The 23,836-nt window shown below is 69.7% G+C and carries 23 protein-coding genes; 10 read left to right on the plus strand and 13 right to left on the minus strand.

The genetic code is table 11. The features are described 5' to 3' along the window. Nucleotides 1-755 (minus strand): DsbA family protein (locus tag D7X99_RS19190; RefSeq protein WP_233613529.1); only part of this gene is annotated, 755 nt, incomplete at its 3' end. A gap of 251 nt (nt 756-1,006) precedes the next feature. On the opposite strand from D7X99_RS19190, the gene D7X99_RS19195 reads away from it, so the two are divergent. Beyond that, the gene (locus tag D7X99_RS19195; RefSeq protein WP_120578537.1) at nt 1,007-1,237 is read left to right on the plus strand and encodes a sulfurtransferase TusA family protein; all 231 of its coding nucleotides are present in this window, start codon (nt 1,007-1,009) and stop codon (nt 1,235-1,237) included. 19 nt (nt 1,238-1,256) lie between these two features. Here D7X99_RS19195 and D7X99_RS19200 read toward each other — a convergent pair whose 3' ends face one another. Together D7X99_RS19200 and D7X99_RS19205 are read right to left on the minus strand one after the other, a co-directional pair. Then, on the minus strand, nt 1,257-2,168 hold the full coding sequence (locus D7X99_RS19200) for an ABC transporter ATP-binding protein (protein ID WP_121779043.1): 912 nt from the start codon (nt 2,166-2,168) through the stop codon (nt 1,257-1,259). After that, nucleotides 2,165-3,031: an ABC transporter permease gene (locus D7X99_RS19205; protein WP_255429432.1), complete on the minus strand. Its 867-nt coding sequence runs from the start codon at nt 3,029-3,031 to the stop codon at nt 2,165-2,167. Before D7X99_RS19205 ends, D7X99_RS19200 begins: the two co-directional genes overlap by 4 nt. A gap of 170 nt (nt 3,032-3,201) precedes the next feature. Here D7X99_RS19205 and D7X99_RS19210 point away from each other — a divergent pair, with 170 nt between their 5' ends. Beyond that, nucleotides 3,202-4,731, plus strand: coding sequence for a penicillin-binding transpeptidase domain-containing protein (locus D7X99_RS19210; RefSeq protein WP_121779045.1), 1,530 nt, complete (start codon nt 3,202-3,204; stop codon nt 4,729-4,731). A 9-nt stretch (nt 4,732-4,740) separates the two neighbouring features. On the opposite strand, the gene D7X99_RS19215 is transcribed toward D7X99_RS19210, so the two are convergent. Then, the gene (locus D7X99_RS19215; protein WP_121779046.1) at nt 4,741-5,937 is read right to left on the minus strand and encodes a DUF4388 domain-containing protein; all 1,197 of its coding nucleotides are present in this window, start codon (nt 5,935-5,937) and stop codon (nt 4,741-4,743) included. Between the two features lie 21 nt (nt 5,938-5,958). Between D7X99_RS19215 and D7X99_RS19220 the strand changes: the two genes are divergently transcribed. The 4 genes from D7X99_RS19220 (at nt 5,959) to D7X99_RS19235 (ending at nt 9,939) form a co-directional block, all read left to right on the plus strand. Next, complete coding sequence (locus D7X99_RS19220) at nt 5,959-6,237, plus strand: glutaredoxin family protein (RefSeq protein ID WP_121779047.1); 279 nt, start codon at nt 5,959-5,961, stop codon at nt 6,235-6,237. Nucleotides 6,238-6,357: 120 nt separating this feature from the next. Continuing rightward, nucleotides 6,358-7,311, plus strand: coding sequence for a diguanylate cyclase (locus D7X99_RS19225; RefSeq protein ID WP_169826274.1), 954 nt, complete (start codon nt 6,358-6,360; stop codon nt 7,309-7,311). A gap of 46 nt (nt 7,312-7,357) precedes the next feature. Further along, nucleotides 7,358-9,022, plus strand: a complete 1,665-nt coding sequence (locus D7X99_RS19230) for a sigma-54 dependent transcriptional regulator (protein WP_121779049.1) — start codon at nt 7,358-7,360, stop codon at nt 9,020-9,022. A 113-nt stretch (nt 9,023-9,135) separates the two neighbouring features. Beyond that, a complete protein-coding gene (locus D7X99_RS19235; RefSeq protein WP_121779050.1) occupies nt 9,136-9,939 on the plus strand; it encodes an NAD-dependent epimerase/dehydratase family protein in 804 nt (267 codons plus the stop codon). A 3-nt stretch (nt 9,940-9,942) separates the two neighbouring features. Here D7X99_RS19235 and D7X99_RS19240 read toward each other — a convergent pair whose 3' ends face one another. Further along, nucleotides 9,943-11,550: a Na+/H+ antiporter gene (locus D7X99_RS19240; protein WP_121779051.1), complete on the minus strand. Its 1,608-nt coding sequence runs from the start codon at nt 11,548-11,550 to the stop codon at nt 9,943-9,945. A 259-nt stretch (nt 11,551-11,809) separates the two neighbouring features. Here D7X99_RS19240 and D7X99_RS19245 point away from each other — a divergent pair, with 259 nt between their 5' ends. Further along, nucleotides 11,810-12,376, plus strand: a complete 567-nt coding sequence (locus D7X99_RS19245; RefSeq protein WP_120578559.1) for a tetratricopeptide repeat protein — start codon at nt 11,810-11,812, stop codon at nt 12,374-12,376. A 95-nt stretch (nt 12,377-12,471) separates the two neighbouring features. Beyond that, complete coding sequence (locus tag D7X99_RS19250) at nt 12,472-13,608, plus strand: 3-deoxy-7-phosphoheptulonate synthase (protein ID WP_120578547.1); 1,137 nt, start codon at nt 12,472-12,474, stop codon at nt 13,606-13,608. Here the strand turns inward: D7X99_RS19250 and D7X99_RS19255 are convergent. The 6 genes from D7X99_RS19255 to D7X99_RS19280 all read right to left on the minus strand — a co-directional run bounded on the left by D7X99_RS19255 (nt 13,598) and on the right by D7X99_RS19280 (nt 18,655). Beyond that, nucleotides 13,598-14,431 (minus strand): prephenate dehydratase, encoded by an 834-nt coding sequence (locus D7X99_RS19255; protein WP_121779052.1) that lies wholly within the window; start codon nt 14,429-14,431, stop codon nt 13,598-13,600. The two genes, D7X99_RS19250 and D7X99_RS19255, sit on opposite strands and share 11 nt — an antisense overlap. Further along, complete coding sequence (gene pheA, locus D7X99_RS19260) at nt 14,424-15,563, minus strand: prephenate dehydratase (protein WP_121752211.1); 1,140 nt, start codon at nt 15,561-15,563, stop codon at nt 14,424-14,426. The genes D7X99_RS19255 and pheA overlap by 8 nt, the downstream gene beginning before the upstream one ends. 51 nt (nt 15,564-15,614) lie before the next feature. Further along, nucleotides 15,615-16,205: a DUF4291 domain-containing protein gene (locus tag D7X99_RS19265; protein WP_121779053.1), complete on the minus strand. Its 591-nt coding sequence runs from the start codon at nt 16,203-16,205 to the stop codon at nt 15,615-15,617. Beyond that, nucleotides 16,202-16,684: an EVE domain-containing protein gene (locus D7X99_RS19270; RefSeq protein ID WP_121779054.1), complete on the minus strand. Its 483-nt coding sequence runs from the start codon at nt 16,682-16,684 to the stop codon at nt 16,202-16,204. The genes D7X99_RS19265 and D7X99_RS19270 overlap by 4 nt, the downstream gene beginning before the upstream one ends. Nucleotides 16,685-16,700: 16 nt before the next feature. Continuing rightward, nucleotides 16,701-17,600 carry a hypothetical protein gene (locus D7X99_RS19275; protein WP_121779055.1) on the minus strand — a complete coding sequence of 300 codons (900 nt, stop codon included), beginning with the start codon at nt 17,598-17,600 and terminating at the stop codon, nt 16,701-16,703. A 65-nt stretch (nt 17,601-17,665) separates the two neighbouring features. Next, nucleotides 17,666-18,655 (minus strand): WD40 repeat domain-containing protein, encoded by a 990-nt coding sequence (locus D7X99_RS19280; RefSeq protein ID WP_121779056.1) that lies wholly within the window; start codon nt 18,653-18,655, stop codon nt 17,666-17,668. Between the two features lie 15 nt (nt 18,656-18,670). Here D7X99_RS19280 and D7X99_RS19285 point away from each other — a divergent pair, with 15 nt between their 5' ends. Continuing rightward, complete coding sequence (locus D7X99_RS19285) at nt 18,671-19,504, plus strand: tetratricopeptide repeat protein (RefSeq protein ID WP_233613531.1); 834 nt, start codon at nt 18,671-18,673, stop codon at nt 19,502-19,504. On the opposite strand, the gene D7X99_RS19290 is transcribed toward D7X99_RS19285, so the two are convergent. Beyond that, on the minus strand, nt 19,505-21,538 hold the full coding sequence (locus tag D7X99_RS19290) for an amylo-alpha-1,6-glucosidase (protein ID WP_121779058.1): 2,034 nt from the start codon (nt 21,536-21,538) through the stop codon (nt 19,505-19,507). Nucleotides 21,539-21,799: 261 nt separating this feature from the next. On the opposite strand from D7X99_RS19290, the gene D7X99_RS19295 reads away from it, so the two are divergent. Beyond that, entirely contained in the window at nt 21,800-23,356 is a 1,557-nt protein-coding gene (locus D7X99_RS19295) for a phosphatidylserine/phosphatidylglycerophosphate/cardiolipin synthase family protein (RefSeq protein WP_121779059.1), read from the plus strand. 138 nt (nt 23,357-23,494) lie between these two features. Here the strand turns inward: D7X99_RS19295 and D7X99_RS19300 are convergent, their stop codons facing one another. Further along, nucleotides 23,495-23,686 carry a hypothetical protein gene (locus D7X99_RS19300; RefSeq protein ID WP_120578558.1) on the minus strand — a complete coding sequence of 64 codons (192 nt, stop codon included), beginning with the start codon at nt 23,684-23,686 and terminating at the stop codon, nt 23,495-23,497. Nucleotides 23,687-23,836: the final 150 nt, after the last annotated feature.

The raw sequence follows: 23,836 nt of genomic DNA on the forward strand, positions 1-23,836 counted from the left end.
GGGCGGGACGGGGCGCGATCAACGCCCTTCTCGATGGTGCGCGCGTAGACCTGCGACGGCGCGACGCCGCTCTTCACCAGGCCCTCGGCCTTGGCGAGCTCCTCGTCGATGAGGGCCTTGAAGTTGTCGATGGGCTGCGCGCCGGAGAGGAAGCGGCCGTTGATGAAGAAGGCCGGGGTGCCGCTGGCGCCCATCTGCTGGGCCAGGGCCTGATCCTTTTCGATGGTGGCGCCCAGGCGCTCATCCGCCATGTCCGTCTTCCACTTCGCCACGTCCAGGCCGATCTGCTTGGCGTAGCCCTCCAGGCTCTCCCCATCCAGCTTCTTGTTGTTGGCGAAGAGCAGGTTGTGCATGTCCCAGTACTTGCCCTGCTCACCGGCCGCGAGCGCCGCGAGGGACGCGGGCTTGGCGTGCGGGTGGAAGGACAGCGGGTTCTGGCGCATCACGACGCGCAGCTTGTTGCCGTAGTCCTTCTGGAGCTGCTCGACGGTGTTGTGCGCGCGGCTGCAGAACGGGCACTCGTAGTCGGAGAACTCCACGATGGTGACGAGCGCGTTGACGCTGCCCTTCGTCGGGGCGCCTTCGACGGGCACCTTGAAGACGGTGGGGTCCACGGCGCGCGCCGCGGGCTTGTTCCCCGCCTGCGCGATGGGGGGGGGATTGCCGGTGGAGGGCTTCGAGCCGGTGGCGGCACGGCCGCCAACGAACCCGAGCACCAGGCCGACCAGCAGGGCCACGATGACATTGGGCTTCATGGGTTGGGAATGCTCCTGCGCCATAGGTCCGACTCCGGGCCCCAAGCGGGTGTCTGGGTAGGGAAAGGGCGGGGTACTTAACAGAGGGAATTCCAGACACGCAAGCCGCGATGACCGCCTGCGTCCGCCCGTTATCCAGAGGCCTCGAAGGGGCGGACAACGACGTTGGGGACACCAAAATTCCCTCTCAGCGCGCGTGTCGTGTCGCTTTGGCAGGCGGGGTTCCAGGCCCCATGACAGGATGCGCGCGAATGGAAGCCGGTGTGCGCGTGGATACGTCCGGGGCCCTCTGCCCGGTGCCCATCCTGGAGATTGCCAAGGCGATGCGCCGCCTGCCGCCCGGGACGCTGGTGGAGCTCGTCTCCACCGACCGCGGGCTGGAGGCGGACCTGCCCGCGTGGTGCGACGCGACGGGCAACGAGCTCGTCCGCATGGAGCGCCGTGGCACCCACTATGTGGGCTGGGTGCGCAAGGCGGGGTGAGCGTCCGTGGGGTGCGGGCCTACAGCAGCTGAAGGACGCGGTCCTCCAGGCGGCGGCCGCGGCTGACGCCGAGGATGAGCACCTGGTGCTGGAGGAGGTGGCCGACGGTGCGGCTGATGACCTCCTCGGCCTTGTGGGCCTGGCCGTCGAAGCGGACGCGCAGCACGTCCGTGCCTTCCATGCGTGCGTCGGTGACGCCGGGCATGGAGGTGATTTCGGGGATGATGACGTCGCCCCGGGCGATCTGGACGCGGAACTCGGCGCCCTGGCCGGTGAGCTCCGACATGGTGCCGGCCTGCGCGAGCGAGCCCTTGTCGAGGATGGCGGCCGCGTCGCACAGCTCCTCCAGCTCCTGGAGGTTGTGGCTGGAGACGACCACCGTCTGCGTGCCCTTCATGTCCTTGATGACCTGCCGTACCTGCGCGGCGATGCGCGGATCCAGGCCGGCGGTGGGCTCGTCCAACAGGACGAGCGGCGGGCGGCCCATCAGGGCCTGGGCCATGGCGGCGCGCTTGGCCATGCCGTGGCTGAGCGCCTGGGTCTGGACCTTCCAGGCCTCCATCAGGCCGACCTTCTCCAGGGCGCCGCGGGCCTCGTGCTCGGGCTGGGGCAGGTCCGACAGGCGGGCCCAGTACATGAGCAGCGCGCCCACCTCCCAGCCGGGCGGCAGCACCGCGTCCTGGGGCAGCGCGCCCACGCGGCCCTTGAGGGCGCCGGGCGCGGTGGGGGACACGCCCATCACCTGGAGCGAGCCCTCGGACGGGTAGAGGTAGCCGCACATCATGGAGAAGGTGGTCGTCTTGCCGGCGCCGTTGGGGCCGATGAGGCCGAAGACGTCGCCCTGCCGCACCTGGAGGCTCACCGCGTTGACGGCGACCTTGGCGCCGAAGCGCTTGGAGACGTTGTTCAGCTGGATGGCCAGGTCGCTCACAGGTCCCTCGAGCGCAGGACGCCGTAGGCGCCGAAGAGGAAGACGGCCGCGAAGGCCGCGTAGGCCGCGCCGCTCATGGCGAACTCGGCGAGCTTCGGGTGCAGCAGGTTGCCCGAGTAGTACGACGGGGACAGGTAGCGCAGGAAGCGCAGCACGTTCTCCTCGCTCACGGAGCGCCCCACGGAGTCCATCAGCCAGAAGACGAAGAGCAGGATGAAGTTGAAGACCAGGCTCACCGCGGGGCTGCGGAAGAGGCTGGAGCACAGGGTGGTGAGGGCGACGTAGGCCAGCGAGAAGACGATGGTGGCGCTCCAGAACTTCAGGAGGTTGAGCACCAGCACCCCGAAGGCGAAGTCGTCGTTGATGATGCGCGCGTAGATGAAGATGGCCAGGTCGATGATCAGCACCAGCCCCACCAGCAGCGTGGCCTGGGAGAGGAACTTGCCCAGGAGCACCGACGAGCGGCGCGCGCGCACCGTGAGGTAGCGCATGGAGCGCGGCCCCACTTCGCCGCTCACCTGGTCGAAGCCCATCAGCGCGACGTAGGCGGGCAGGAAGAAGAGGGTGATCTTGAAGACGATGAGCACCACGATGGGCACCTTCGCCAGCGCCTCCATCATCGCGGCGTCGTTGCTGGCGAGGAAGCCCAGCACCCCCTGGTGCATCTGCTCCGCGGCCTGCGCGGCCATCTCCGAGTCCCCGCCGGATTCGGCGAGCTTCGCGTTCACCTGGGCCTGCAGCTCCCGGGTGACGAAGCCCACCACGAGCAGCACCAGCGCGGAGAACATGCTGTAGAGGCCGAGCAGCACGATGGCCCGGCCGCTCTTCATGGCCCGACGCAGCTCGGCTGCCCAGATCACCAATGTCTCTTTGAGTCCGTCCAAGGTGCACAGGACCCTACTGGACCTCCGGGCACCTTCCCAGGTTTCTCGCGGACGAAGGCAGCAGTCGAGGAGGCAAGCCGTGGACAGCGCGCTCTCAGCGACTAGGATCCGGCGGCTTGCTCCCTGCCCCCCAAGGAGAGCCCCGACGCATGACGATTCGCCGCCTCTTCGCCGCCCTGCCGCTGTTCCCCCTCACGCTGCTCCTGGGCGCCTCCGCGCCCGGGCCGGACGCGAACACCGCGCCGTCACCCGCCGCCCCGTCGGATGCCCAGGTGCTGGCGCAGTCGGTGAGCGCCCTGGGGACGGACGCGGGGCCCGTGGGCGCCCGTGCGCTCGTGGAGAAGGTGGAGGCCGAGCAGCGCGCTCAGGCAGCTTCGCCGGACGCGGGGGGCTCCGCGAGCGCCGCGCAGGCTCCAGACTCCGGGACCGCCGGTGAAGCCGTGGCGGCCACTCCGCCCGAGGACTCGCGCCCGGTGGATGCCCGCGCGCTGGCGGAGGCGCTGGCTTCGAAGGACGCCGCCGCGCTGGAGCCCGGCATGGTGCCGCCGATGCCGGTGCCCTCGCGGGAGAAGGCGCCGCCGTTCGGCAAGCTCCAGGGCCTGCCGCGCGCGCAGGACCTGGTGGCCCGCGCGAAGCTGGAGGGCAACAAGCTGGTGGTGAAGGGCGGCAAGAACGCGCCGGATCAGGTGCTCACCATCGACCCCGGCCTTCAGGCGTCGCTCACGAAGATCATGCAGAACTACCAGGTGCCCTACGGCGCCGCGGTGGTGCTGGAGCCCGCCACCGGCCGCGTGCTCGCGATGGCGGAGCACTCGGAGGCGAAGCCGGAGCTGCGCGGGCTGCCCATCCGCGCGGTGTACCCGGCCGCGAGCATCTTCAAGATCGTCACCGGCAGCGCGCTCCTGGAGGCCGGCGTGTCGGCCGACACCGAGGCCTGCTTCCACGGCGGCAAGCGTCGGTTGAACGAGCGGCAGCTGGAGGACACCGAGCGCGACGGCGCCTGCTATTCGCTGGCGCTGGCCATGGGCAAGAGCGCCAACGTCATCTTCGCCAAGATGACCAGCAAGCACCTGACCGCGGACTCCCTCAAGCGCATGGCGGCGCGCCTGCGCTTCAACCGCGAGATTCCCTTCGCCCAGCCCCTGGACGTGTCGCTCGCGTACATCCCGGAGGACGGCTTCGCGCTCGCCAACACCGGCGCGGGCTTTGGCGACGTGTACCTGTCCCCACTGCACGGCGCGCTGCTGGCGTCGGTGGCCGCCAACGAGGGCCGCTGGGTGGACCCCGTGCTGGTGGAGCCGGAGCCCTTCATGCCCCTGCCGGAGCCGGAGCCCGTGCTCACCCCCACCGCCGCGCACGAGCTCACGCGGATGCTGGAGGAGACCGTCACCCACGGCACCGCGCGCGGCGTCTTCCGCGAGCGCGGCTTCCAGGTGAAGGACGCGGTGGGCAAGACGGGCACGCTCGCGGACCGCGAGCCCTTCCACGACTACTCGTGGTTCGTCGGCTTCGCGCCCAAGGACAACCCGCGCGTGGCCGTGGCCGCCCTCATCGTGAATGACCCGAAGTGGCGCATCCGCGGCTCCTACCTCGGCCGCGAGGCCCTGCGTCTGGCGTTGGAGCGCATCCCCGCGCCGGTGGAGCTGACGGCCCCCGCGGGCGCCGCCGGCAAGCACTGAAGCGGGACGTCAGGACAGCGGACGCGCGGTGAGCTTCACCAGCCCCGTGTCCACGAAGCCCTGGAAGAACTTCAGGGCCTCCAGCTCCTGGAGGGGCGACACGTGCACGATGGCGGCCACGTCCCGCCGCCCGTCGATGCGCGACAGCAGGTAGCGCTCCGGTGACGTGAGGGGCAGCGTCTTCAGGTGCGCGGGCGTCACCATCAGTGCCGGCACCCGCGACGGCTCCATCAGCGCCTTGCGCAGCTCCGTGAGCAGCCTGCCTTCCGCTTCGCGCAGCAGCTTCGTGGTGTGCTCGCTGGGCGCGATTTCATGCGCACGGCGGGCCAGCGCCTCGCCGTCACGCAGGTTGCCCGCGTCCAGGAAGAGCTGGGCGGCCTGGAGCACCTCGTCGGAGGAGGACTCGGAGCCGATGACGCCGCCTGCGTTCAGGTCGTCCTCGTCGTCCTCCTCCACCACGACGACGGTGTGCGCTCCGGGGTCCGGGGCGGGCAGGGGGGCTTCGTCGGACACCCGCAGCGCGTCCTGCCGGTAGAGCGCGTACAGCCGCTGGTAGAGGAAGAAGTCGGTGGCGTGCAGCGCCAGCGCCATGCCGTCGATGCTGAGGCCTTCCTTCGCGAGCTGCACGATGCGCTCGTCCATGCTGCCGGCCTTGCGGTCCGTCAGCTTGCGCTCGTCCACCTCCAGGCGCACGCGGCCGGAAGGGAACACCGCGCGGATGGCCTGCCACGCCGTTTCGCGGAACTCACCCTCGCGGCTGACGTCCAGCAGGTCCACCCTGACGTCCAGGCCCTCCAGCTCCTGCGCATCGTCCGTGGGGCGGAAGTCGAAGCCGCCTTCCTCCCAGGTGAAGGCGTCCAGCAGCATCTCCCGGAACTTGTGGGAGAGCACCGTGCGCACGGTGGCTTCCGACACCGTGCCCGTCATGATCAGGATCTTCCCCAGCAGGATGTGCGTCTCCGCCTGCGTGGAGAAGGCGCGCTCCAGCTGATCCTCCGTCAGGTGACCCTGGTTGATCAGGAACTGGCCGAAGTACTCGCGGGGCTGGTTGGAGCTGGCGGTGATGACGTTGCCGTCGCGCAGCAGGAGCTGCTTGCGCACGTCTCCCCGCTCCACGTTCAGGGTGCCGGTGGCCCGGCGATTCCCGAGGTGGACGACCAGGTCCTTGAGGGGCATCGTCGAAAAATCACCACACACGCCGCGCATCGAGCGCCCATCCTGCAACGCATGCGAGTCGATATCTACTCGAAACCCCGGTGTTCCCTCTGTGAGAAGGCCCTCGCCGTGGTCGAAGAGGTGCGGACCCGGCTGCCGTTCGAGCTCTACGTCACCGACATCCTCCAGAGCCCGGACCTCTTCGAGGCCTGGCGTTACGACATCCCCGTGGTCCTCATTGATGGGGTGCCCGCCTTCAAGCACCGCGTCGACGCGGAAACCCTGGAAGTCCGGATCCGCGAGGTGATGAATGGCATACCCATTGCTAAAACCGTGGGCCAGGGTGGGTAACGAAGTGCCCTTCCCTAAGAAATCCAAGGGGATACGTAGGGCGCGAAAGTAGCGGGGCTGTAAATCTGGGCAGGCGGGCAGGGTGGCGGGGCAGAAAATGCTGGAAGGGAGGGCACGGCGGTGGGTGTGAAGCGCAAGGGAGCGGGAAAGTCAGGCCAGCCGCCTACGGTGCTGCTGGTGGAGCCTCGCGCGGAGGACCTGGAGCGCACCCGGGCGCTCCTGGGGGAGGCCGGTTTCCGAGTGGTGCCCCTGACGCGCTTCGACGCGGCGGTGCCCCTGTTCGAGGTGATCCGTCCGGATGCCGTACTGCTGGCCGCGCAGCCGCCGGACTACGCGGCGATCCAGACGGCGCGGCGCCTGCGTCAGGTGGGCAAGGGCACGGTGCCGATGATGTACCTGGTGGATTCGCACGACCGGGACGCGTGGCGCTTCTGCGTGGAGAAGGGGCAGTGCGTGGACGTGGTGCCTCGCACGGTGGATGGCGCGGAGCTGTCCATGAAGCTGCACGCGCAGATGCGGCTCAAGCAGTCGGTGGAGCGCGCGGCCGCGGGTGAAGAGGCCGGCACGGCGCTGGCGCTGCACGACCCGGTGACGGGGCTCTACAACCGGCCCTTCCTGCTGGCCCTCATCGGGTTGGAGGCACGGCGGACGGAGCGCTACGGCGGGACATTCTCGGTGGTGGCGGCGGAGGTGACGGGTTGGAGTGCGCTTCGCAAGGAGCACGGCAAGAGCATGGCGGAGCGGCTGCTCGTCTACAGCGCGGTGGTGCTGGGGCAGACGGTGCGCGAGGCGGACGCGGTGGCGCGGGTGGGCGACAGTCAGTTCGCCATGCTGCTGCCGGGCACGCCCGCGGAGTCGGTGCCGGAGGTGCTGGCTCGGGTGGAGGCCCGGTTCGAGGCCGCCCGGTTCCAGATGGAGGGTCGCGTGGTGCGTACGGCGCTGGAGCTGGGAGCGGTGAGCTTCCCGGACACGGTGGGGGCTCCCACCCAGCTGTTGGGCGCGGCACTGCAGACCTTGAGGCGTACACGCGAGCTTCGGCGGGCAGCCGGTCCAGCCCGTCTGATGTCGGTTTGATTCAGTTCACGAGGGTTTGATGCACAGGGCGAGCGGAGGCGTGGGGATGGATCGGATCGCGGTGCTGGTGGTGGATGACGAGGAGTCGGTGCGCACGTTCCTTTCCGAGCTGCTGGGGAGCTCGGGGTACCAGGTGCGCTGTGCGTCGAGCGGTTCGCAGGCGCTGGAGATGCTCTCTGGCGGCTCGTTCGACGCGGTGCTGCTGGACGTGGTGATGCCGGAGATGAGTGGTCTGGAGGTGCTGCGCCGCTACCGGAGCACGGGTGGCGCGGCTCCGGTCATCGTGTTGAGCGCGCTGTCGGGCGCTGACGACGCGGTGCGCGCGATGAAGATGGGCGCCTCCGACTATCTGGCGAAGCCCTTTGGCAACGACGAGCTGCAGGACGTGCTCGCGCGCGCCCTGGGGACCCGCGTTCCGGAGCGGCAGGCGACCGCGCCCGCGCCTCGCGTGGTGTTGACGCCCGCGGAGGCCGCGGCGGAGGCCCGCGTGCTCATCTCCACGTCGCCGGCCATGCGCCGCGCGCGTGCGCTGGTGGAGCGCATCGCGGACACGGACGTGCCGGTGCTGCTGCTGGGTGAGTCCGGCACGGGCAAGGAAGTGATTGCCCGCGAAATCCATGCGCGCAGCCAGCGCCATGGCCGGCCGTTCATCAAGGTGAACTGCGCGGCGCTGCCGGGTGAGTTGCTGGAGAGCGAGCTGTTCGGCCACGAGCGCGGCGCCTTCACGGGCGCCACGGCGGAGAAGCCGGGCAAGTTCGAGCTGGCGGATCAGGGCACCATCTTCCTGGATGAGATTGGCGAGATGGCCATCCGCCTCCAGGCGAAGCTGCTCCAGGTGCTGCAGGACGAGGAGTTCTTCCGCGTCGGCGGCAAGAAGAGCGTCCGCGTGGACAGCCGCGTGGTGGTGGCGACGAACCGCGATCTGGAGAAGGAGATCTCGCTCGGCAACTTCCGCGAGGACCTGTACTACCGCCTCAACGTGGTGGCCATCCGCCTGCCGCCCCTTCGCGAGCGCCGCGAGGACGTGGTGCCGCTCACCGACCACTTCCTCAAGAAGTACGGCAAGGGCTTCATGACGAACGTGTCCGAGCTGCCCTCGGAGGTGCTCCACGCGTTCAGCGACTACGAGTGGCCGGGCAACGTGCGCGAGCTGGAGAACATGGTGCGCCGGCTGTGCGTGCTGAAGGACCCGACCCTGGTGCTGGATGAAATCCGCGGCGGCGGCCGTGCTCCGGCGAGCGCCCCGTCGCTGCCCACGTCGTTCGGCGGTGGGGACGAGTTCAGCCCGCCTCCGTCGCGCTACGTGGACGAGTCCGCTCGCGTCTTCGCGGCTCCTCCGTCCGCGCACGCGACGGCTTCGGGCGCCGGTGTGCAGGTGCTGGAGATGCCCGCGCGCGGCGTGGTGATGACGCCTCCGCCGGTGATGACGGATGCCACGCCGTTCAACGCCGTGGCGCCGCAGCGCTACGCGAACCCGTTCGATGCTCCGCAGCCTCCGCCTCCGCCGCCTCCGGCCGGGGAGCTGTCGCTCAAGGACATCGGCAAGCGGGCGGCGATGCTCGCGGAGCGCGAGGCCATCCTCGCGATGCTCCAGCGCACCGCGTGGAACAAGCGCCGCGCGGCGGGCAAGCTGCGCATCAGCTACAAGGCGCTGCTCTACAAGATCAAGGAGTGCGGCATCATCGACCCTCGCGCGAGCGCGGAGTTCTAGGCCGCGACTGACGACGTGAAATGACGGCCCTTCTTCCGGATGACGGGAGGAGGGCCGTTCACTTTGGGCGTGGGCCTTGCGCGGGGCGGGCGTTGCCCGGTATCGCGGAGGCCATGACCGCTCCGCTCCTCCTGCTTGGCTGTGGTTACACGCTCACGCGGTTCGCGGTGGCGGAGGCCCGCTCGGGCCGGGAGGTCCTGGCCACGACCCGGGACGCCGCTCGCCGTTCGGTGCTCGAGGGCGCGGGTGCTCGCGTCGTGTCGATTGACGACGCGCTGTCACGGGCAGAGGGTGCGCACGTCGTGGACTCCGTTCCTCCCGAAGCAGGGTTGGATGCCCGCTTCGCGGAAGCACTGGTCCGCTCGCGTCCGTCCCGGCTCGTCTACCTGTCTTCCACGGGTGTCTATGGCTCCGCTCGCGGACACGTGGATGAGTCCACGCCGGTCGACAGGACCTCCGCGGTCTCCCGCGCACGCCTGGAGGCGGAGGAACTCTTCCTTCCCCTGGGCGCGAACGCCATGCGCATCGCGGGCATCTACGGCCCGGGGCGCGGCACGTCCGGACGCTTGAAGGCGGGCACGCTGCGCATCCCGGACTCAGGCGGAGGACGGCTGTCGCGCATCCACGTGGATGACCTGGTGGACGCGGTGCGCGTGGTGCTCGAGCGTGGCGCGCCTGGCGAGGTGTACTGCGTGGCCGACCGCCGGCCCGCGACGCAGGAGGAGACGGCCTCCTGGCTCTGTCAGCAGTTGGGCCTCCCCATGCCGCCGCGCGTGCCCTTCGAGTCCCTTCATGAGTCCCTGCGCGGCGACCGCGCCATCAGCGCCGCGAAGTTGGAGACCCTGGGCTGGACACCGCGCTACCCGGACTTCACCACGGGCTTCCTCGCGGCGATGGAGGAGGAAGCGCGCGGCTGAGAACTACTCGGGTGACTCCGCCCTCAGGAGCTGTTGCAGGTCGAGCTCCGACCAGTCCAGCTCCTGCTCCACCTGCTGGAACGCCGCGTCCCCGATGGTGCCGTTCGCCCGGAGCTCCGCAAGCTTCTTCCGTCCCGCGGCCATCGCGCTGCGCACCGTCTCCGCGTCCGCGGTGGGCGGCCCCCAGGGAGAGCTGGGGCTCGCGGAGCCCATGAGGGCGTGTTCATCCAGGAGCTGCCGCGCGCGCCGCAGTTGCAGCTCGTACCGGCGCCGGACCAGGGTCGCCATCTCCGTCCCCGTTGACTCGTTCGTGGCTTCCAGCCCGGCGCGCAGCGTCTCCACCCGGGCGAGCCGCACCTCGTGGTCCACCTCTCCGTCGTCGTCCAGCTTCAGCCGCGTCATCAAGGGCTTGAGCGTCATTCCCTGCACCACGAGCGTCCCCAGCACCACGGAGAAGGACGTGAAGAGGATGAGGTCCCGGTAGGGGAAGGCCGCGACCCCGTCATGCCCAGTGGGCAGTGCCAGCGCCGCCGCGAGCGTCACGATGCCTCGCATCCCGCACCAGCCCACCAGCACGGCCGCGCTCGGTGAGAGCGTGACGGGGCTGGACTTCGACTTGCGCTGCCTCCAGCGGTTGAACGCCGCCGCCCCCATCACCCAGGCGATGCGCGCGAGGATGGCCGCGCCCGTCACCACCGCCGCGATGGCGCCGTACTCCAGCCACGTCTCCCGGTCGAAGCGCGCGACGATGCCCTTCAACTGGAAGCCCACGAGCACGAAGGCCAGCACGTTCAACACGAACGTCGCCACCTCCCACACCGCGTAGGACGGGATGCGGATCCTCGCGGGCGTCACCACGGAGGCCGTGCGCGAGATGGTCATCGCGTAGACCACCGTCGTCAGGATGCCGGACAGGTGCAGCCGCTCCGCGAGGATCCACACCGCGAACGTGCTGCCGAACTGGGTGATGACCGCCGTGGACACGTCCTCGACGCCGGCGTTGATGCGCAGGCTCACCCGCGACAGCACGACGCCCAGGAGCACGCTGGCCACCGTGACGACGAGCAGCGTGGGCACCGCGCTCCAGCCCAGCACGCCGCCCGCGGCCACGGCCCCCAGCGCGAGCCGGTAGATGAGCAGGGCGCTCGCGTCGTTGAAGAGGCTTTCGCCCTCCAGGATGACCATCAGCCGATGCGGGGGCTTGAGCTGTTTCAGCACCGCCGTGGCCGCCGCCGCGTCCGGAGGCGCGACGATGGCGCCCAGCGCGATGGCCGCGGCCCAGGGCATCGCCGGCACCATCCACTTCACCGCCACCGCGACGACGATGACCGTGAGCACCACCGCCCCCAGGGCCAGGCTCGCCACCGGCCGCCAGTTCGCGCGCAGGTCGCGAGGGGACGCGTCGAACGCCGCGTCCAGCAGCACCGGCGCGACGAACAGGGTGAGCGCCAGCTCCGGATCCAACACCAGCTCCGGGCTGCCCGGCACGAGCGCCAGGACCGCCCCGGCGAGCGCCACCAGCGCGGGGTAGGGCGTGCCAAGCCGCCGGGACAGCGCCGCCAGTCCCGCGCCTCCCAGCAGCAGCGCGATGACGATCTCGAACACCAGCATGAGGGCCTCGGGGAGGAGTCCACCCTGGACTTCCGGCGACGTAGCGCAGGAGGGCCGGCCGGGGACAGTGGCGAATTCCGGACGACGGAAACCTGCGTCATGCGGGAGGCCGCCCGCGTCATCAGCCGAACGCGATGGGTGCCATCAGCCGGGGAAGGGGCGCACCTTTGCGAGGCGTGGGCCCCCGGTGACAGGCTTGCGCTTTCGGGCCGCGTGAAGCGCGCGGCCTTGCGAACCCTGTCCGATGGGGGAACCGAAGATGTCCAGGTCGTTGCTGTTGGCGTCGTTCAACGAGGGCGTCCACCGTTCCATGTCCGGCAACCACGAGGCTGCGCTCCAGTCGTTCGAGCAGGTCCTCGCCGTGGATCCGCGCCACTTCCCCGCGCTCACCTCGAAGGCCTTCGCCCTCAAGCAGCTGGGGCGTACCGACGAGGCCTTGAAGGGCTTCCAGCGCGCCATCGAGCTGGATCCCTCCGCGGCGGACCCCCACCGCGAGGCGGCCCTCTGCCAGTTGGAACTGGGGGAGCCCGAAGCCGCCTCCCTCCTGATGCACCGGGCGGTGCAACTCAACCCCACCCCCGGCTACCGCGAGGCCGCCGCCATCGAGGTCTACCACCTGGGTAACGCGCTGCTGACCCAGGGCCGGCGGCCGGACAAGGCCCGGTACCGGCTGGCCCGCCAGGTCTTCGAACTGGCGCTGGAACTGTCCCCTGCCTACGTGGAGGCAGCCAAGGCCCTGGCCGACGTGTGGGAGCACCTGGGAGACCCTACCCAGCAGGAGCACTACACCCTGCTGGCGACCCGGCTGCGCCCCGCCTCCTCCTGAGGCGCTTCGCGTCAAATTCCATACAAATGCGGAGGGAAAGGGCGGGATGCCGGTGTTGAATGCCGAAGCGGCCCCCCACCAGGAGACCCCCCCGCATGATCGTGATGCTCGAGCCGGATTCCCCGGAATCCGTCGTGAACGCCGTCCTCCAACTCGCTTCGCAGTACGAGGGCGTCACCCCGCGTGCCCACGTCGTCCAGGGCGCCGAGTCCACCATCACGGAGCTGTATCTGCTGGGCTCCACGTCGCAGGTGCCGCTGGAGCCGTTCCAGCAGCTGCCCGGCGTGCGTCAGGTGGTCCGCGTCTCGCAGAAGTACCGCATCATCGGCCGGCACGGTGGCCAGCGCACCACGGCGGGCTTCGAGTACAACGGCGTCAGCTTCGGCGACAACTCGGTGAACCTGTTCGCCGGGCTGTGCGCGGTGGATTCGCTGGAGAGCGTGGACGCGATGATGGCGGCGCTCGCTCGCTGCGGCATCAACACCACGCGCATGGGCGCGTACAAGCCGCGCACCAACCCGTACGAGTTCCAGGGCCTGGGCGCGAAGTGCCTGCCCTGGGTGTTCGACTCCGCGGGCAAGCACGGCATCAAGGTCGTCGCGATGGAGGTGACGCACCCGCGCCACATCGATGAGATCAACGACGCGCTGAAGAAGTCCGGGGCGCCCACGGGCGTGATGCTCCAGGTGGGCACGCGCAACGCGCAGAACTTCGAGCTGCTCAAGCAGATTGGTCAGCAGCACGCCTTCCCGGTGCTCTTCAAGCGCGGCATGGGCATCACGCTGGAGGAGTCCCTCAACGCGTGCGAGTACGTGGCGAGCGAGGGCAACCCCAAGATCGTCTTCTGCCTGCGCGGCGTGAAGACGCACCTGGGCGATCCGCACCGCAACATGGTGGACTTCGCGCACGTGCCGGTGGTGCGCCGCCTCACGCGCATGCCGGTGTGCGTGGATCCCTCGCATGCGATTGGCCGCGCGGAGGCCCCGCCGGACGGGCTGCCGGACATCTTCCACGCCATTGGCCAGGGCCTCATCGCGGGCGCGTCCATGGTGCTGGTGGACTTCCACCCGACGCCGGAGAAGGCGCTGTGCGACGGGCCGCAGGCGCTGCGCCTGGAGCAGCTGGGCGCCCTTCAGCGCTACACGAACATCGTGCGCGCCGCGTACACGGAGGCCGTGAGCAACGGCGACGGGACGCAGGCCGCCGCTCCGGCCAAGGCCGTCAGTCGCTGAGCGCGTAGCTGCCCAGCACCCGGAGCGACGTGCACATGCTCCGGGCTTCGCTCAGGGCCGCCTTCACGGGCGCGGATTCCACCGCGCCGTCCACGTCCAGGCACCAGCGGTAGTCCCAGGCGCGGACGCCGCCGGGCCTCGACTCCAGCCGCGCGACGTTCACCCCGTGCGCGGCGAAGGCCGTGAGCACGCCCGCGAGCGCGCCAGGGCCGTCGTCGAGCGTGAGCACCAGCGACGTCTTCCACCGCGAGCCCAGGTTGGGCGGCACGGCCGGGCCCACCGCGAGGAAGCGGGTGGCGTTGTCCGGCGAGTCCGCGATGCCCTCCGCCAGCACGGTGAGGCCGTAGAGCTCCGCCGCGGTCCGGCTGGCGATGGCCGCCGTGCCCTCCAGTACCTCCTGCGCCACGCGGCGCGCGGCCACGGCGGTGTTCGCTTCGGGCATGGGGTGCAGGTGGTGCTTTCTCAGCCAGCCTCCGCACTGCGCCAGCGCCTGCGGATGGGACAGCGCGCGCGTGAGGCCCTCCAGCGTGCGGCCCGGCGGCGCGAGCAGGCAGTGACGCACGGGCAGGCGCAGCTCGCCGGAGAGGGCCGGGGCGAACTCCAAGAGCAGGTCCACCACCTCCGCCACCGGTCCCGCGAGCGCGCTCTCCATGGGCACCACGCCGCCGTCCACCGTGCCTTCGGCCACGGCCTCGAAGACGGCGCGGAAGGTGGGGCAGGGGATTCGCGTTACGGCGGCGCCGAAGAGGGCGCCCGTGGCTTCGTCGCCGTACGCGCCGCGCTCACCTTGAAAGGCGATGCGGCGGGGGGCGGCGTCAGCCATCGATGGGCTCCGCGCGCGGGTAGGTGCCCAGCACGCGCAGGGACGACGTGAGCGGGCGCAGGTCCTCCAGCGCGGCCGTTACCGAGGCGGACGCGGCGTGGCCCTCCACGTCCAGGTAGAAGCGGTACTTCCACGGCGCACCGGGGATGGGGCGCGACTCCAGCTTGGAGAGGTTCACCCCGCGCTGCGTGAGCCGCTGCAGCACCTGGCCCAGCGCGCCCGGGCGGTGCTCCAGCACCACCAGCAGCGACGTCTTGCACGGCACGTCCGGCGCGAGCGGCGTGGGCTGGCGTGACACCTCGACGAAGCGCGTGAAGTCCGAGCCGGGCTGCAGGTCGCTGGCGAGCACCTCGAGCCCGAAGCGGCCCGCCGCGGACTCGCTGGCGATGGCGGCCACGGTCCTGTCATTGCGATCCGCGACCATCTGCGCGGCGACGGCGGTGTCTGGCCCAAGCACGGTGCGGGCCCAGGGCACGTGCGTGCGCAGGAAGTCCTCGCACTGCGCCAGGGCCTGCGGATGGGACAGCACCTCGCGCAGGTCCTCCAGCTTCGCGCCCTTCACGCCCAGCAACCGGTGGTCCACCTGGCTCACCACCTCGCCGGTGATGACGCCATCGCCCGCGGCGAGCACGTCGTACGTCTCATTCATGCTGCCGGCGGTGGTGTTCTCGATGGGCAGCAGCAGCACGTCCTGCTCGCTCTGCTTGAGGGCCTCCACGGCCTGGCGGGCGGTGTCGAAGCCGGCGAGGAGCACGCCGCCCGGCCGGTGGCCGTAGCGCTGGCGGGCGGCCAGGTGGCTGTAGGAGCCCTCGACGCCCAGGTACCCCACGCGCAGGGGCGTAGTGTCCAGGCGGGTGACCAGGGCCTGCTGCCGGGCCACGGACATGTCCAGGATGACGCGGTAGAGGCGCTCCACTTCGTGCGGATCCAGGCCTCGCTCCGCCGCCCGGCCGCGCAGCTTGCGCAGGAGCAGGTCCTCGCGCTGCGGGTCCCGGAAGGGCCAGGCCGTCACCAGCTTGGCGCGCGCCACGTCGTCGGCCAGGGCCATGCGCCGCTGGAGCGCATCGAGGACGTCCTCGTCGATGCGCTCGATTTGGGTCCGCAGGGTCTCCAGGGAGGGGATGTCCGCCATGCTCGGAACATAACAACTCGCGTCGAAGGAGCGGACTCCTCTGACGCGCCGTCACATTCCCAGGCGCCGGGCGAGGTCCGAAGGGACCGGGTAGACGGACTCCTTCGGCAGGTGGCGCGTGGCCTGATCCGCGCGGCCGTCGTCCAGGTGCTTGCGCAGCTTCTGGACCAGGGGCGTGAGGTCGGTGATGGACACGGTCCAGTCATCCACGAAGCGCTGGATGACGGCGCGGCTCAAGCCCACCTGGATGCTGTCGTGGGGCAGGCCCGCGCCGCGCAGCGTGCGCTCCGGGTCCCACTGGATGTGGACGGGCGCGGTGTCGAAGGCCTTGCGCCACGCGTCCGGTGAGCCGTGGGCCTTCGGCTCGAAGCCGGTGAGGACGCCGGAGGCCAGGGCCTCCTCCCAGCCGGAGCGCTTGATCCGCACCGCGAGCGTGCGCTCCTGGCCGCTCTTCCGGCCCCAGTTGGAGCGGTGCATGAGCCACAGGAAGCTGGGTTTGATCCACGTCATCCGGCCCACGGAGAACGGCGGGCCGAACTTCTGCTGCTTCACGGCCACGTCCGCGATGGCGTCCGCGTAGGCCTGATACACGACGATGGAGGCTCGGTCGAAGTCGGCGCGGACTTCGCGGGCTGCGCTCATGGGCGGGCTCTGGGTTTGGCTTTCGGCTTCGGCCTGGCTTTGGCGGCGGCGGTCGTCGGGAGCTGCGTCTTGCCCATCTTGAGGACGAGCTCGAAGTGCTCCACGGGGGTGGGCGTCACGCTGAGGCGACTGCGGGTGATGAGCGGGAAGTCCTTGAGCGCGGGCGTGGCCTTGATGGTGGCCAGCGTCACCGGCGCGGTGAAGGCGACCACGGGCCCCACGTCCACGGAGGCCCAGTCCTCGCCGGGGGCGGTGGGGTCCGGGCCCGGCTTGGAGAGGACGCACGCCACGCCGACGACGGCCTTGTCCTCATTGGAGTGGTAGTAGAGGCACAGGTCCCCGGGCGTCATGGCCCGGATGTTGTTGCGCGCCTCGAAGCTGCGCACGCCCGTCCACTCCGTCCTGCCGTCCTCCTCCAGCTTCGCGTACGCGTAGACGGAGGGCTCGCTCTTGATCAACCAGTACCGCAGAGTCGCCATGGCGGCGCACCCTAGCTCAGGGGGGCGTTTCGCGCGCCAGCGCCGCGCCCTGTTGCTTGAAGAGCTCGAAGACCCGCTCCTCGTCCATCGCCGCGACTTCACGCCGTGTGGGATCCGCTTCCGTGTAGCCCACACGCCGGGCCGCGTCGTCGAGTCCCGGGAAGCGTTTCCGCGCCTCGGCCCAGAGGGTCCTGTCGTCTTGAGCCATGGAGCAGGGAAGGGGAATCAGGATGCTGGCGCTCGACCCCGGGGAAAGTGAATCCGGCAGTTCGTTGAAGGAGAGGACCGCTCCCCGAGGAAGCCAAATGGGGCTCTCTGTCCGGGTGAACACCTCCACCACGGGCAGGGTCCGGATGACGACGCCGTCCAGCGGTGTCCGAGTGGAGCGCGCCGGTCGGCCGTAGGTCAGTGCCGACATGTCGATCTGCACGGGGCAAAGGTCCGGATGGACGGACAGCACGAGGGCCTCGCCCTCGCGGATATCGACCTCGAAGTCGCGGGAGCTGTCGACGCTCGAGTCCTTCAGGAAGACGGCATGTCGACCGCTGGGGACCGGAAACGCGAGGTGATGGTCGAGGCGGAGCACCGGCGCCACGGGCTGGTCATCCACGCGCAGGACGATGTCGCGGTCAGGTTGTGGGCCCGTGGCCACGACGTGGAGGAGCCCACCCTTGGGACCGGGAGGGCCATCGCTGTCTCTGAGCGCGAACAGCCCCCACAGCACCAGCGCCGCCGCGAGAAGCCCCAGCGCCACCTTCGCGTAGCCCGGCGAGCCAGAAGGGTCGTCTGGCTCCGCGTGTCCGGTCTTGGGAGCGGTGAGGAGGGAGAACACCCACCACACCACGAAGACCACGACAAAGATGGCCAGGGCCTCCAATGCGTTGCCGTCGATGATGGGCCGGATGAGCCTGATCATGTTCCCCCCTGAAGTGGCCTTCCCGCCACCTCGGAGGAGTTCATGGCACGTCTGGTTTTGGAGCGTCAAGCCACGGGGCCCACACCCCACAGGTCCACGGTTCCATCCCCCTGAGCCCAGGCGATGAAACGGCCGTCGGGTGAGAAGACGGCATCTGCCGTCTCAAGGTCGTTGTCTTCAGAATGGCTGAACAACAGCTCGCCGGTATCGAAGTGGTAGAGCGCGAAGCCTCGGTCGCCAGCAGACGAGACCATCAACTCTCCGTCCGGACTGAAGTCGAGGTTGCTCACGTAATGACTGTAGTCGTTGAACATCCGCAGGACGCGACGCTCATTCACATCCATGACCACGACCTCGTGGACGCCTCTCGCGACGAGCAGGGGCAGCGTGGGGTGGAATGCAACGCTCGCCGCGAACTGAAACCCAAGGGGATGAACCCAGGGATGAGAGCTCGCCTTCAGATTCCAGAGGTAGAGATACGCCTGGCCGTGGTCGTAATCCGTCACGATCGAGGCCGCGAAGCGTGAGTCACGGGAGAATGCACTCGCCTTGACCGTGACGTGCCACTCAACGCCATGCAGGTCACGAATCCGTTTCCATGCCGCCACGTCCCATAGGAGGGCCTCGCCACGTTCCAGGATGGCCAGCAGCACGCCGTCCCGGGACATGGCCAGCCCGGTGGCGGGCGCGGAGAGGGTTTCCTCGCGCCAGAGCGAACCGTCCGTCGCGGACAAGGCCATGAGCCGAGGCCGCCAGGTGACCGCGGCCTCCTCGACCGGCGGCCCAGCGGTCACGATGTGAGTCGAGCCGTGGAAGAGGGCCTCGGTGGGCTCCATCTTCAGCTCCACCGAGCCGCTGGCGACGTCCGTTGCCGTGTCCAGGTTCCACCACCGCAGGCGGGAGGCGGCTTTCGCGAGCAGCCGGGTGCCTGACGGGTCAAAGCAAAGCCTCTCCCAGCGGACGGAGTCGAGCTGGGAACCCAGCTGCCGCACACGCTTCAGGCCGCGCGCATTCGCCGGGGTGATGACCGCACGGGTCAGGTCTGTCTGGCTCATGTCGTGTAGGCCGGAATGGAAACGCGCGTACGAAGGAAAACTCCACCCGTTAGATCCCTGGCGGATGCGGCCATGGGCAGGGCGTGGACGATCGAGGAGACGCGGCCTGACGACCGCAAGGCCCTCTTCGAGGCGTACCTCACGGCGGCGTGGCTCGGGAAGATGGAGGCCATGACGAACGTGGGGCTCCACTTCCTCTACGGAGATGGCGTCAGGCGTGATCCGAAGCGCTCCCGGATGTGGACGGAAAAGGCAGCCGCACTGGGGGACGATGTCGCGGCCTTCAACCTGGGCCTCGCCTATGACAATGGTAGGGGTGCCCGAAAGGACAAGACCCTCGCGGAAGCCTGGTATCGCCGGGCTGCCGCCCTGGGATTCGCTGTCGCCGAGGGAAACCTGGCGTATCTCCTGTTCGCAAGCACCGAGGCCCAGCAGCAGCAGGAAGCGGTCCGGCTCTACCGGAGGCACGCACGCCAAGGACACCCGATTCCAGCCTACAATGTCGGTCTTGCGTATGAGCTGGGAAAGGGCGTCCGCAAGAGCCTGAAGAGAGCCAACGCGTATTACGAAATGTCCGCGAAGGGCGGTTACGCGGAAGCGCAGCTGGCCCTGGGCTACAACTATTCCAATGGCGTGGGCCTTCCGACGGACGCATTGCGTGCCTTTGCCTGGTTTCGACTGGCGGCGGGGCAGGGGCATCCCAGCGCGTCGTTCAACCTGGGGTTGATGTTCGCGAACGGCGAGGGCGTGCCCAGGTCCAAGGCGCGCGCCATGCGTCACTTTCGTGATGCCGCGAGCCAGGGGCATGCGAAGTCCGCCAGATGGCTGAGGAAGCTCCAGAAAGCCTGATCACCCCACGTTGGTCTTGCTGAACACCCGCAGCGCCTCCGCGACACTCCAGGCCTGGGCGAAGCAGCCTCGCGGACGGTAGGGCTCCGTCGCGTCGAAGATTTCGGATATCTGTCCAATCCCCGCGTGCGACAGATGGTCCTCCATTCCAGACAGCAGGGCCCTCGCGGCCTTGATGTCCGGGGACACCTTCAACGTCGCGTCCACGTAGTGGCCAATCAGCCAGCCCCACACCGTGCCCTGGTGATAGGCCGCGTCGCGGGCCCGCAGGTCTCCGTCGTACTTCGGTTTGTAGTCCCTGCTCCCCGGCGCCAGGCTGCGCAGGCCCACCGGTGTCACCAGTTCGCGACGAACCACCTCCAGCACCTGCGCCCACTTGTCTCGCTTCAGCACCGGATGCTTCAGCGAGATGGCGAAGACCTGGTTCGGCCGCACGCTCGCGTCCTCGCGACCGTCCTCTCCGTCCACCACGTCGTAGAGACACCCGCCTGCTTCATTCCAGAAGCGCTGGTTGAAGCTGCCCTGTGCCTTCTCCGCCGCGGCCCGGTATGGCCCTGATTCCAGCCCCAGCCGCTCCGCCCAGCCCGCCATCAGGCGCAGGGCGTTGAACCACAGCGCGTTGATCTCCACCGCCTTGCCCCGGCGCGGCGTCACCACCCAGCCCTCCACCTTCGCGTCCATCCAGGTGAGCTGGTAGCCCTCCTGTCCCTGTCGCAGGAGCCCGTCCGCGGGGTCCACGCCGATGTGGAAGCGCGTGCCCTTCTGGTGGTGCGCCACGATGTCCTGCAGCGTCGGGAACAGGTCTCGCAACAGCGCTTCGTCTCCCGTCTCCTCCAGGTAACGGTCCACCGCGTGGAAGAACCAGAGCGTCGCGTCCGCCGTGTGGTAGACGCCCTCGTTTTCTCCATCCGGGAAGTAGTTCGGAATCAGGCCGTCCCGCACGTAGTGCTCGAACGTGCGCAGGATGGCCGCCGCCTCGCGGTAGCGCCCCGTCGCCAACGTCAGCCCGTCCAGGCTGATCATCGTGTCCCGGCCCCAATCCGTGAACCACGGGTAGCCCGCGATGACGCTCCTCGCGTCCAATCCCATCGACCGCGCCCACGCGGCGTCCGCGGGCCTTGGCGGATCGATGATGAACTGGTCCGCCGCCAACACCAGCCGTGCCGGCACTCCCGTGCGCCCATGCTCCGGGGCGCGCTCCAACAGGCGCTCCTGCCTCCCCAGCTCCCGTTCGAATACCTCCTTGGGATTCCGCTCCAGCAGGTGCCCCGGCGCCTGCGTCGTGAGCCCGAAGTAGAGCGTGCCCCCGGGCTTCAGCGTCGCCGTGAAGTAGCCCGGTGAGTGCTGCACCTCCGTGAAGTCATAGCCGCGCGCCTTCTCCGTCCGCAGGTGCTGGGGCCTGGAGGTCTCCGCCAGGCTCACGTACGGCGTGGGCCCGTCCGCATACAGCCGCATCCGCTGAATCGGACCGTCCTCTCCGTTGCGCAGCTCCAGCAGCGGGCCTCGCAGCGTGACGATGGGCTCTCCCACGTCCTTCAACAGTGGCCCGTCATGCGGGCGCATGACCGGGAACGGCCGCAGGTGCAGCGTCACCTCCGGACCGGACAGGTGCTCCCACGAGAGGAACACCGTGTCCTCGCCGTGCACCATCACGCAGCGGCGCCTCAGCCGCGCCCGCCCCACCGCGTACTCCCAGACGGGAATCAGTCCCTCCAGGTGGAAGTGCCGCAGGTGCCTCGCGCCGTCCTCCACCGTGCTGCCGTCGTCGTGCTCCTCGGACGTGAGCCGGTAGCGCTCCCCGTCCACCAGCGCCGTCTCCTCCATCCGCGCCATCAGCACCGTGCGGCCCAGCTTCTCCAAGGTGGGGATGAACAGGCCGTGGTAGCGGCGCGTGTTGCAGCCCACCACCGTGCCGGAGGCGTAGCCCCCTCGGCCGTTGGTCAGGAGCCACTCGTGGTTCACGCCGTTGCTGAAGTCGGCGCCTTCCGGGAAGTCGAACGACAGGCGGGGCAGGGCAGGGGCTGGTTCGTTCACGCCTTCGTCTCCTCCTCGCCCGTCCCCCTGGGCGGAGACGCGCGGGAAAGGGTAGGAAGAGAGGTTGCTCATGCACCCCCGCGCCACACAGCGCATCCCCCGGTCCCCGGACTCGAGGGGAGGCCAGCCGGGCAGACAGGCCCTCGACGCTGCCGCGAGCGCGCTGGAATCCGTTCACGCGAAGCCCTTGCGACCGTCCCGAGGGGACCGCACCTCACCCAGAGCCTTCGGGCGCGCCCCGATTTCCCGAGGAGACACGCCGTGGGCATCGTGAAGTCATCGGGCATCAGCGGCCGGCAGCACAACCTCGCCGAACAGGTCTTCTCTCGCGCCGCGGGCGCACCGCTCGTGCCGGGCAACGACGTGCACCTGCTGCGCGACGCTCGCGAGAACTACCCCGCGTGGCTGCGCGCCATCCAGCAGGCCCAGCGCTCCGTCCTCTTCGAGAACTACATCATTGAAGATGACGATGTGGGCCGTGCCTTCGCGGACGCGCTGGCCGCCCGCGCTCGCGACGGCGTGCAGGTCCGCGTCCTCTATGACTGGTTGGGCTGCCAGGGCACCGCGTCCCGCCACTACTGGCGCACCCTGCGCGACGCGGGCGTGGAGGTGCGCTGCTTCAATCCCTTCCAGTTCGACCGGCCCCTGGCGTGGCTGGGCCGCAACCACCGCAAGACGCTCACCGTGGACGGCGAGGTGGGCTTCGTCTCCGGCCTGTGCGTGAGCCACAAGTGGGTGGGCGACGAGCAGAAGGGCGTGGCCCCCTGGCGCGACACCGGCCTGGAGATTCGCGGCCCCGCAGTGGCGGACCTGGTGCGCGCCTTCGCCCAGGGGTGGAGCACCGTGGGCCCTCCTCTAGATGAAGAGGGCTGCCTGTCCGCTCGCGCCTCCCAGCCCATGGGTGACGTGTCCCTTCGCGTGGTGGCCGGCGTGCCCTGGAGCGCGGGCCTCTTCCGCGTGGACCAGCTCATCGCTTCGCTCGCGCGCACGCGGCTGTGGCTCACCGACGCGTACTTCGTGGGCACCGCCACCTATGTGCAGGCGCTGCGGGCCGCGTCGCGCGACGGCGTGGACGTGCGGCTGCTCGTGCCCGGCAGCAGTGACATCCCCGCGCTGCGCCCGCTCACCCAGGCCGGCTACCGCCCCCTGCTGGAGGCCGGCATCCGCGTCTATGAATGGAATGGCACCATGCTCCACGCCAAGACGGCGGTGGCGGATGGCACCTGGGCGCGCGTCGGTTCGTCCAACCTCAACCCCGCCAGCTGGCTGGGTAACTCCGAAATCGACGTCGCCGTGGAGGACGCCCCCTTCGCCCGGTGCATGGAGGACATGTACCTCCAGGACCTGGAGCACGCGACGGAGGTGGTGCTCAGTGGAAGGGCGCGTCGCATGATCGCCGCGCCTCCGCTGCCGCGTGCACAGCGTGGCACTCGCGGCCGGCGGGGCAGCATGAGCCGAGCGGCCGCGGGCGCGGTGCGCCTGGGCAACACCGTGGGCGCCGCCGTCACCAACCACCGCGAGCTGGGCCGCACCGAATCCAAGGTCGTCTTCGGCGCGGGCGTGGTGCCGCTGGCCCTCGCGGGCGTGGCGCTCTACTGGCCCCATGTCGTGGCCGTGCCGGCCGCGCTCCTGGGCGTGTGGGCTGGCATCGCTCTGTGGAGCCGGGCCGTGCGCCTGCGCCGCCAGGAATCGCAGGGCACCGCACAGCAGCCGCTGCCGGAGCAGGAGGTGCCGCCGCGAGCCTCCGTCCAGGAGCCGCGCGCGCTGCCGGACGCGCAGGCCTCCCACTCTCCGGAAGCCGAGCCTCGTCAGCCTTGAAGTGAAGGGGAGGGCAGGGCCCGGATACGACAAGGGCCCACGGGCCGGCAGCGGGGGAAGCCTGGCTCCCCACTTCGCTGATCCGGCCCGAAGGCCCTGTGCTTCCTACAGCGCTTCAGTCAGCGCTGGCTTGTGGCGCTACGCCTGCTTCGCGACGCCCGCGGGCTCCGCCGCCCTGCCGCTCAAGAGCGAGCTGCCGCCGTACAGGGCCAGGCCGACCATGCCCAGCACGCCCGCTTCGACGCCGTTGCCCAGAGAGGCCCCCATCAGACCCACGATGCTGGTTCCGAGCATGAACACCACCCCCACCGCCCCTGCCACCTTGCCCATCCGATGTCCCCCTCTGGACTGAATTGGACCCCTGAACCACTACCGCTGTCCGACGCCCAATCCCTTATCAAGTCCCGTGCCAGGGCCCTGGCTCAGGGGTCCCAAGGGGAGCCCGAAAGGGCGTGGAAGGTACGGGGCTCACGTTGGGCA

This window comes from Corallococcus sp. AB032C (genome assembly GCF_003668935.1).
GTDB classification, from domain to species: Bacteria; Myxococcota; Myxococcia; order Myxococcales; family Myxococcaceae; genus Corallococcus; species Corallococcus exiguus.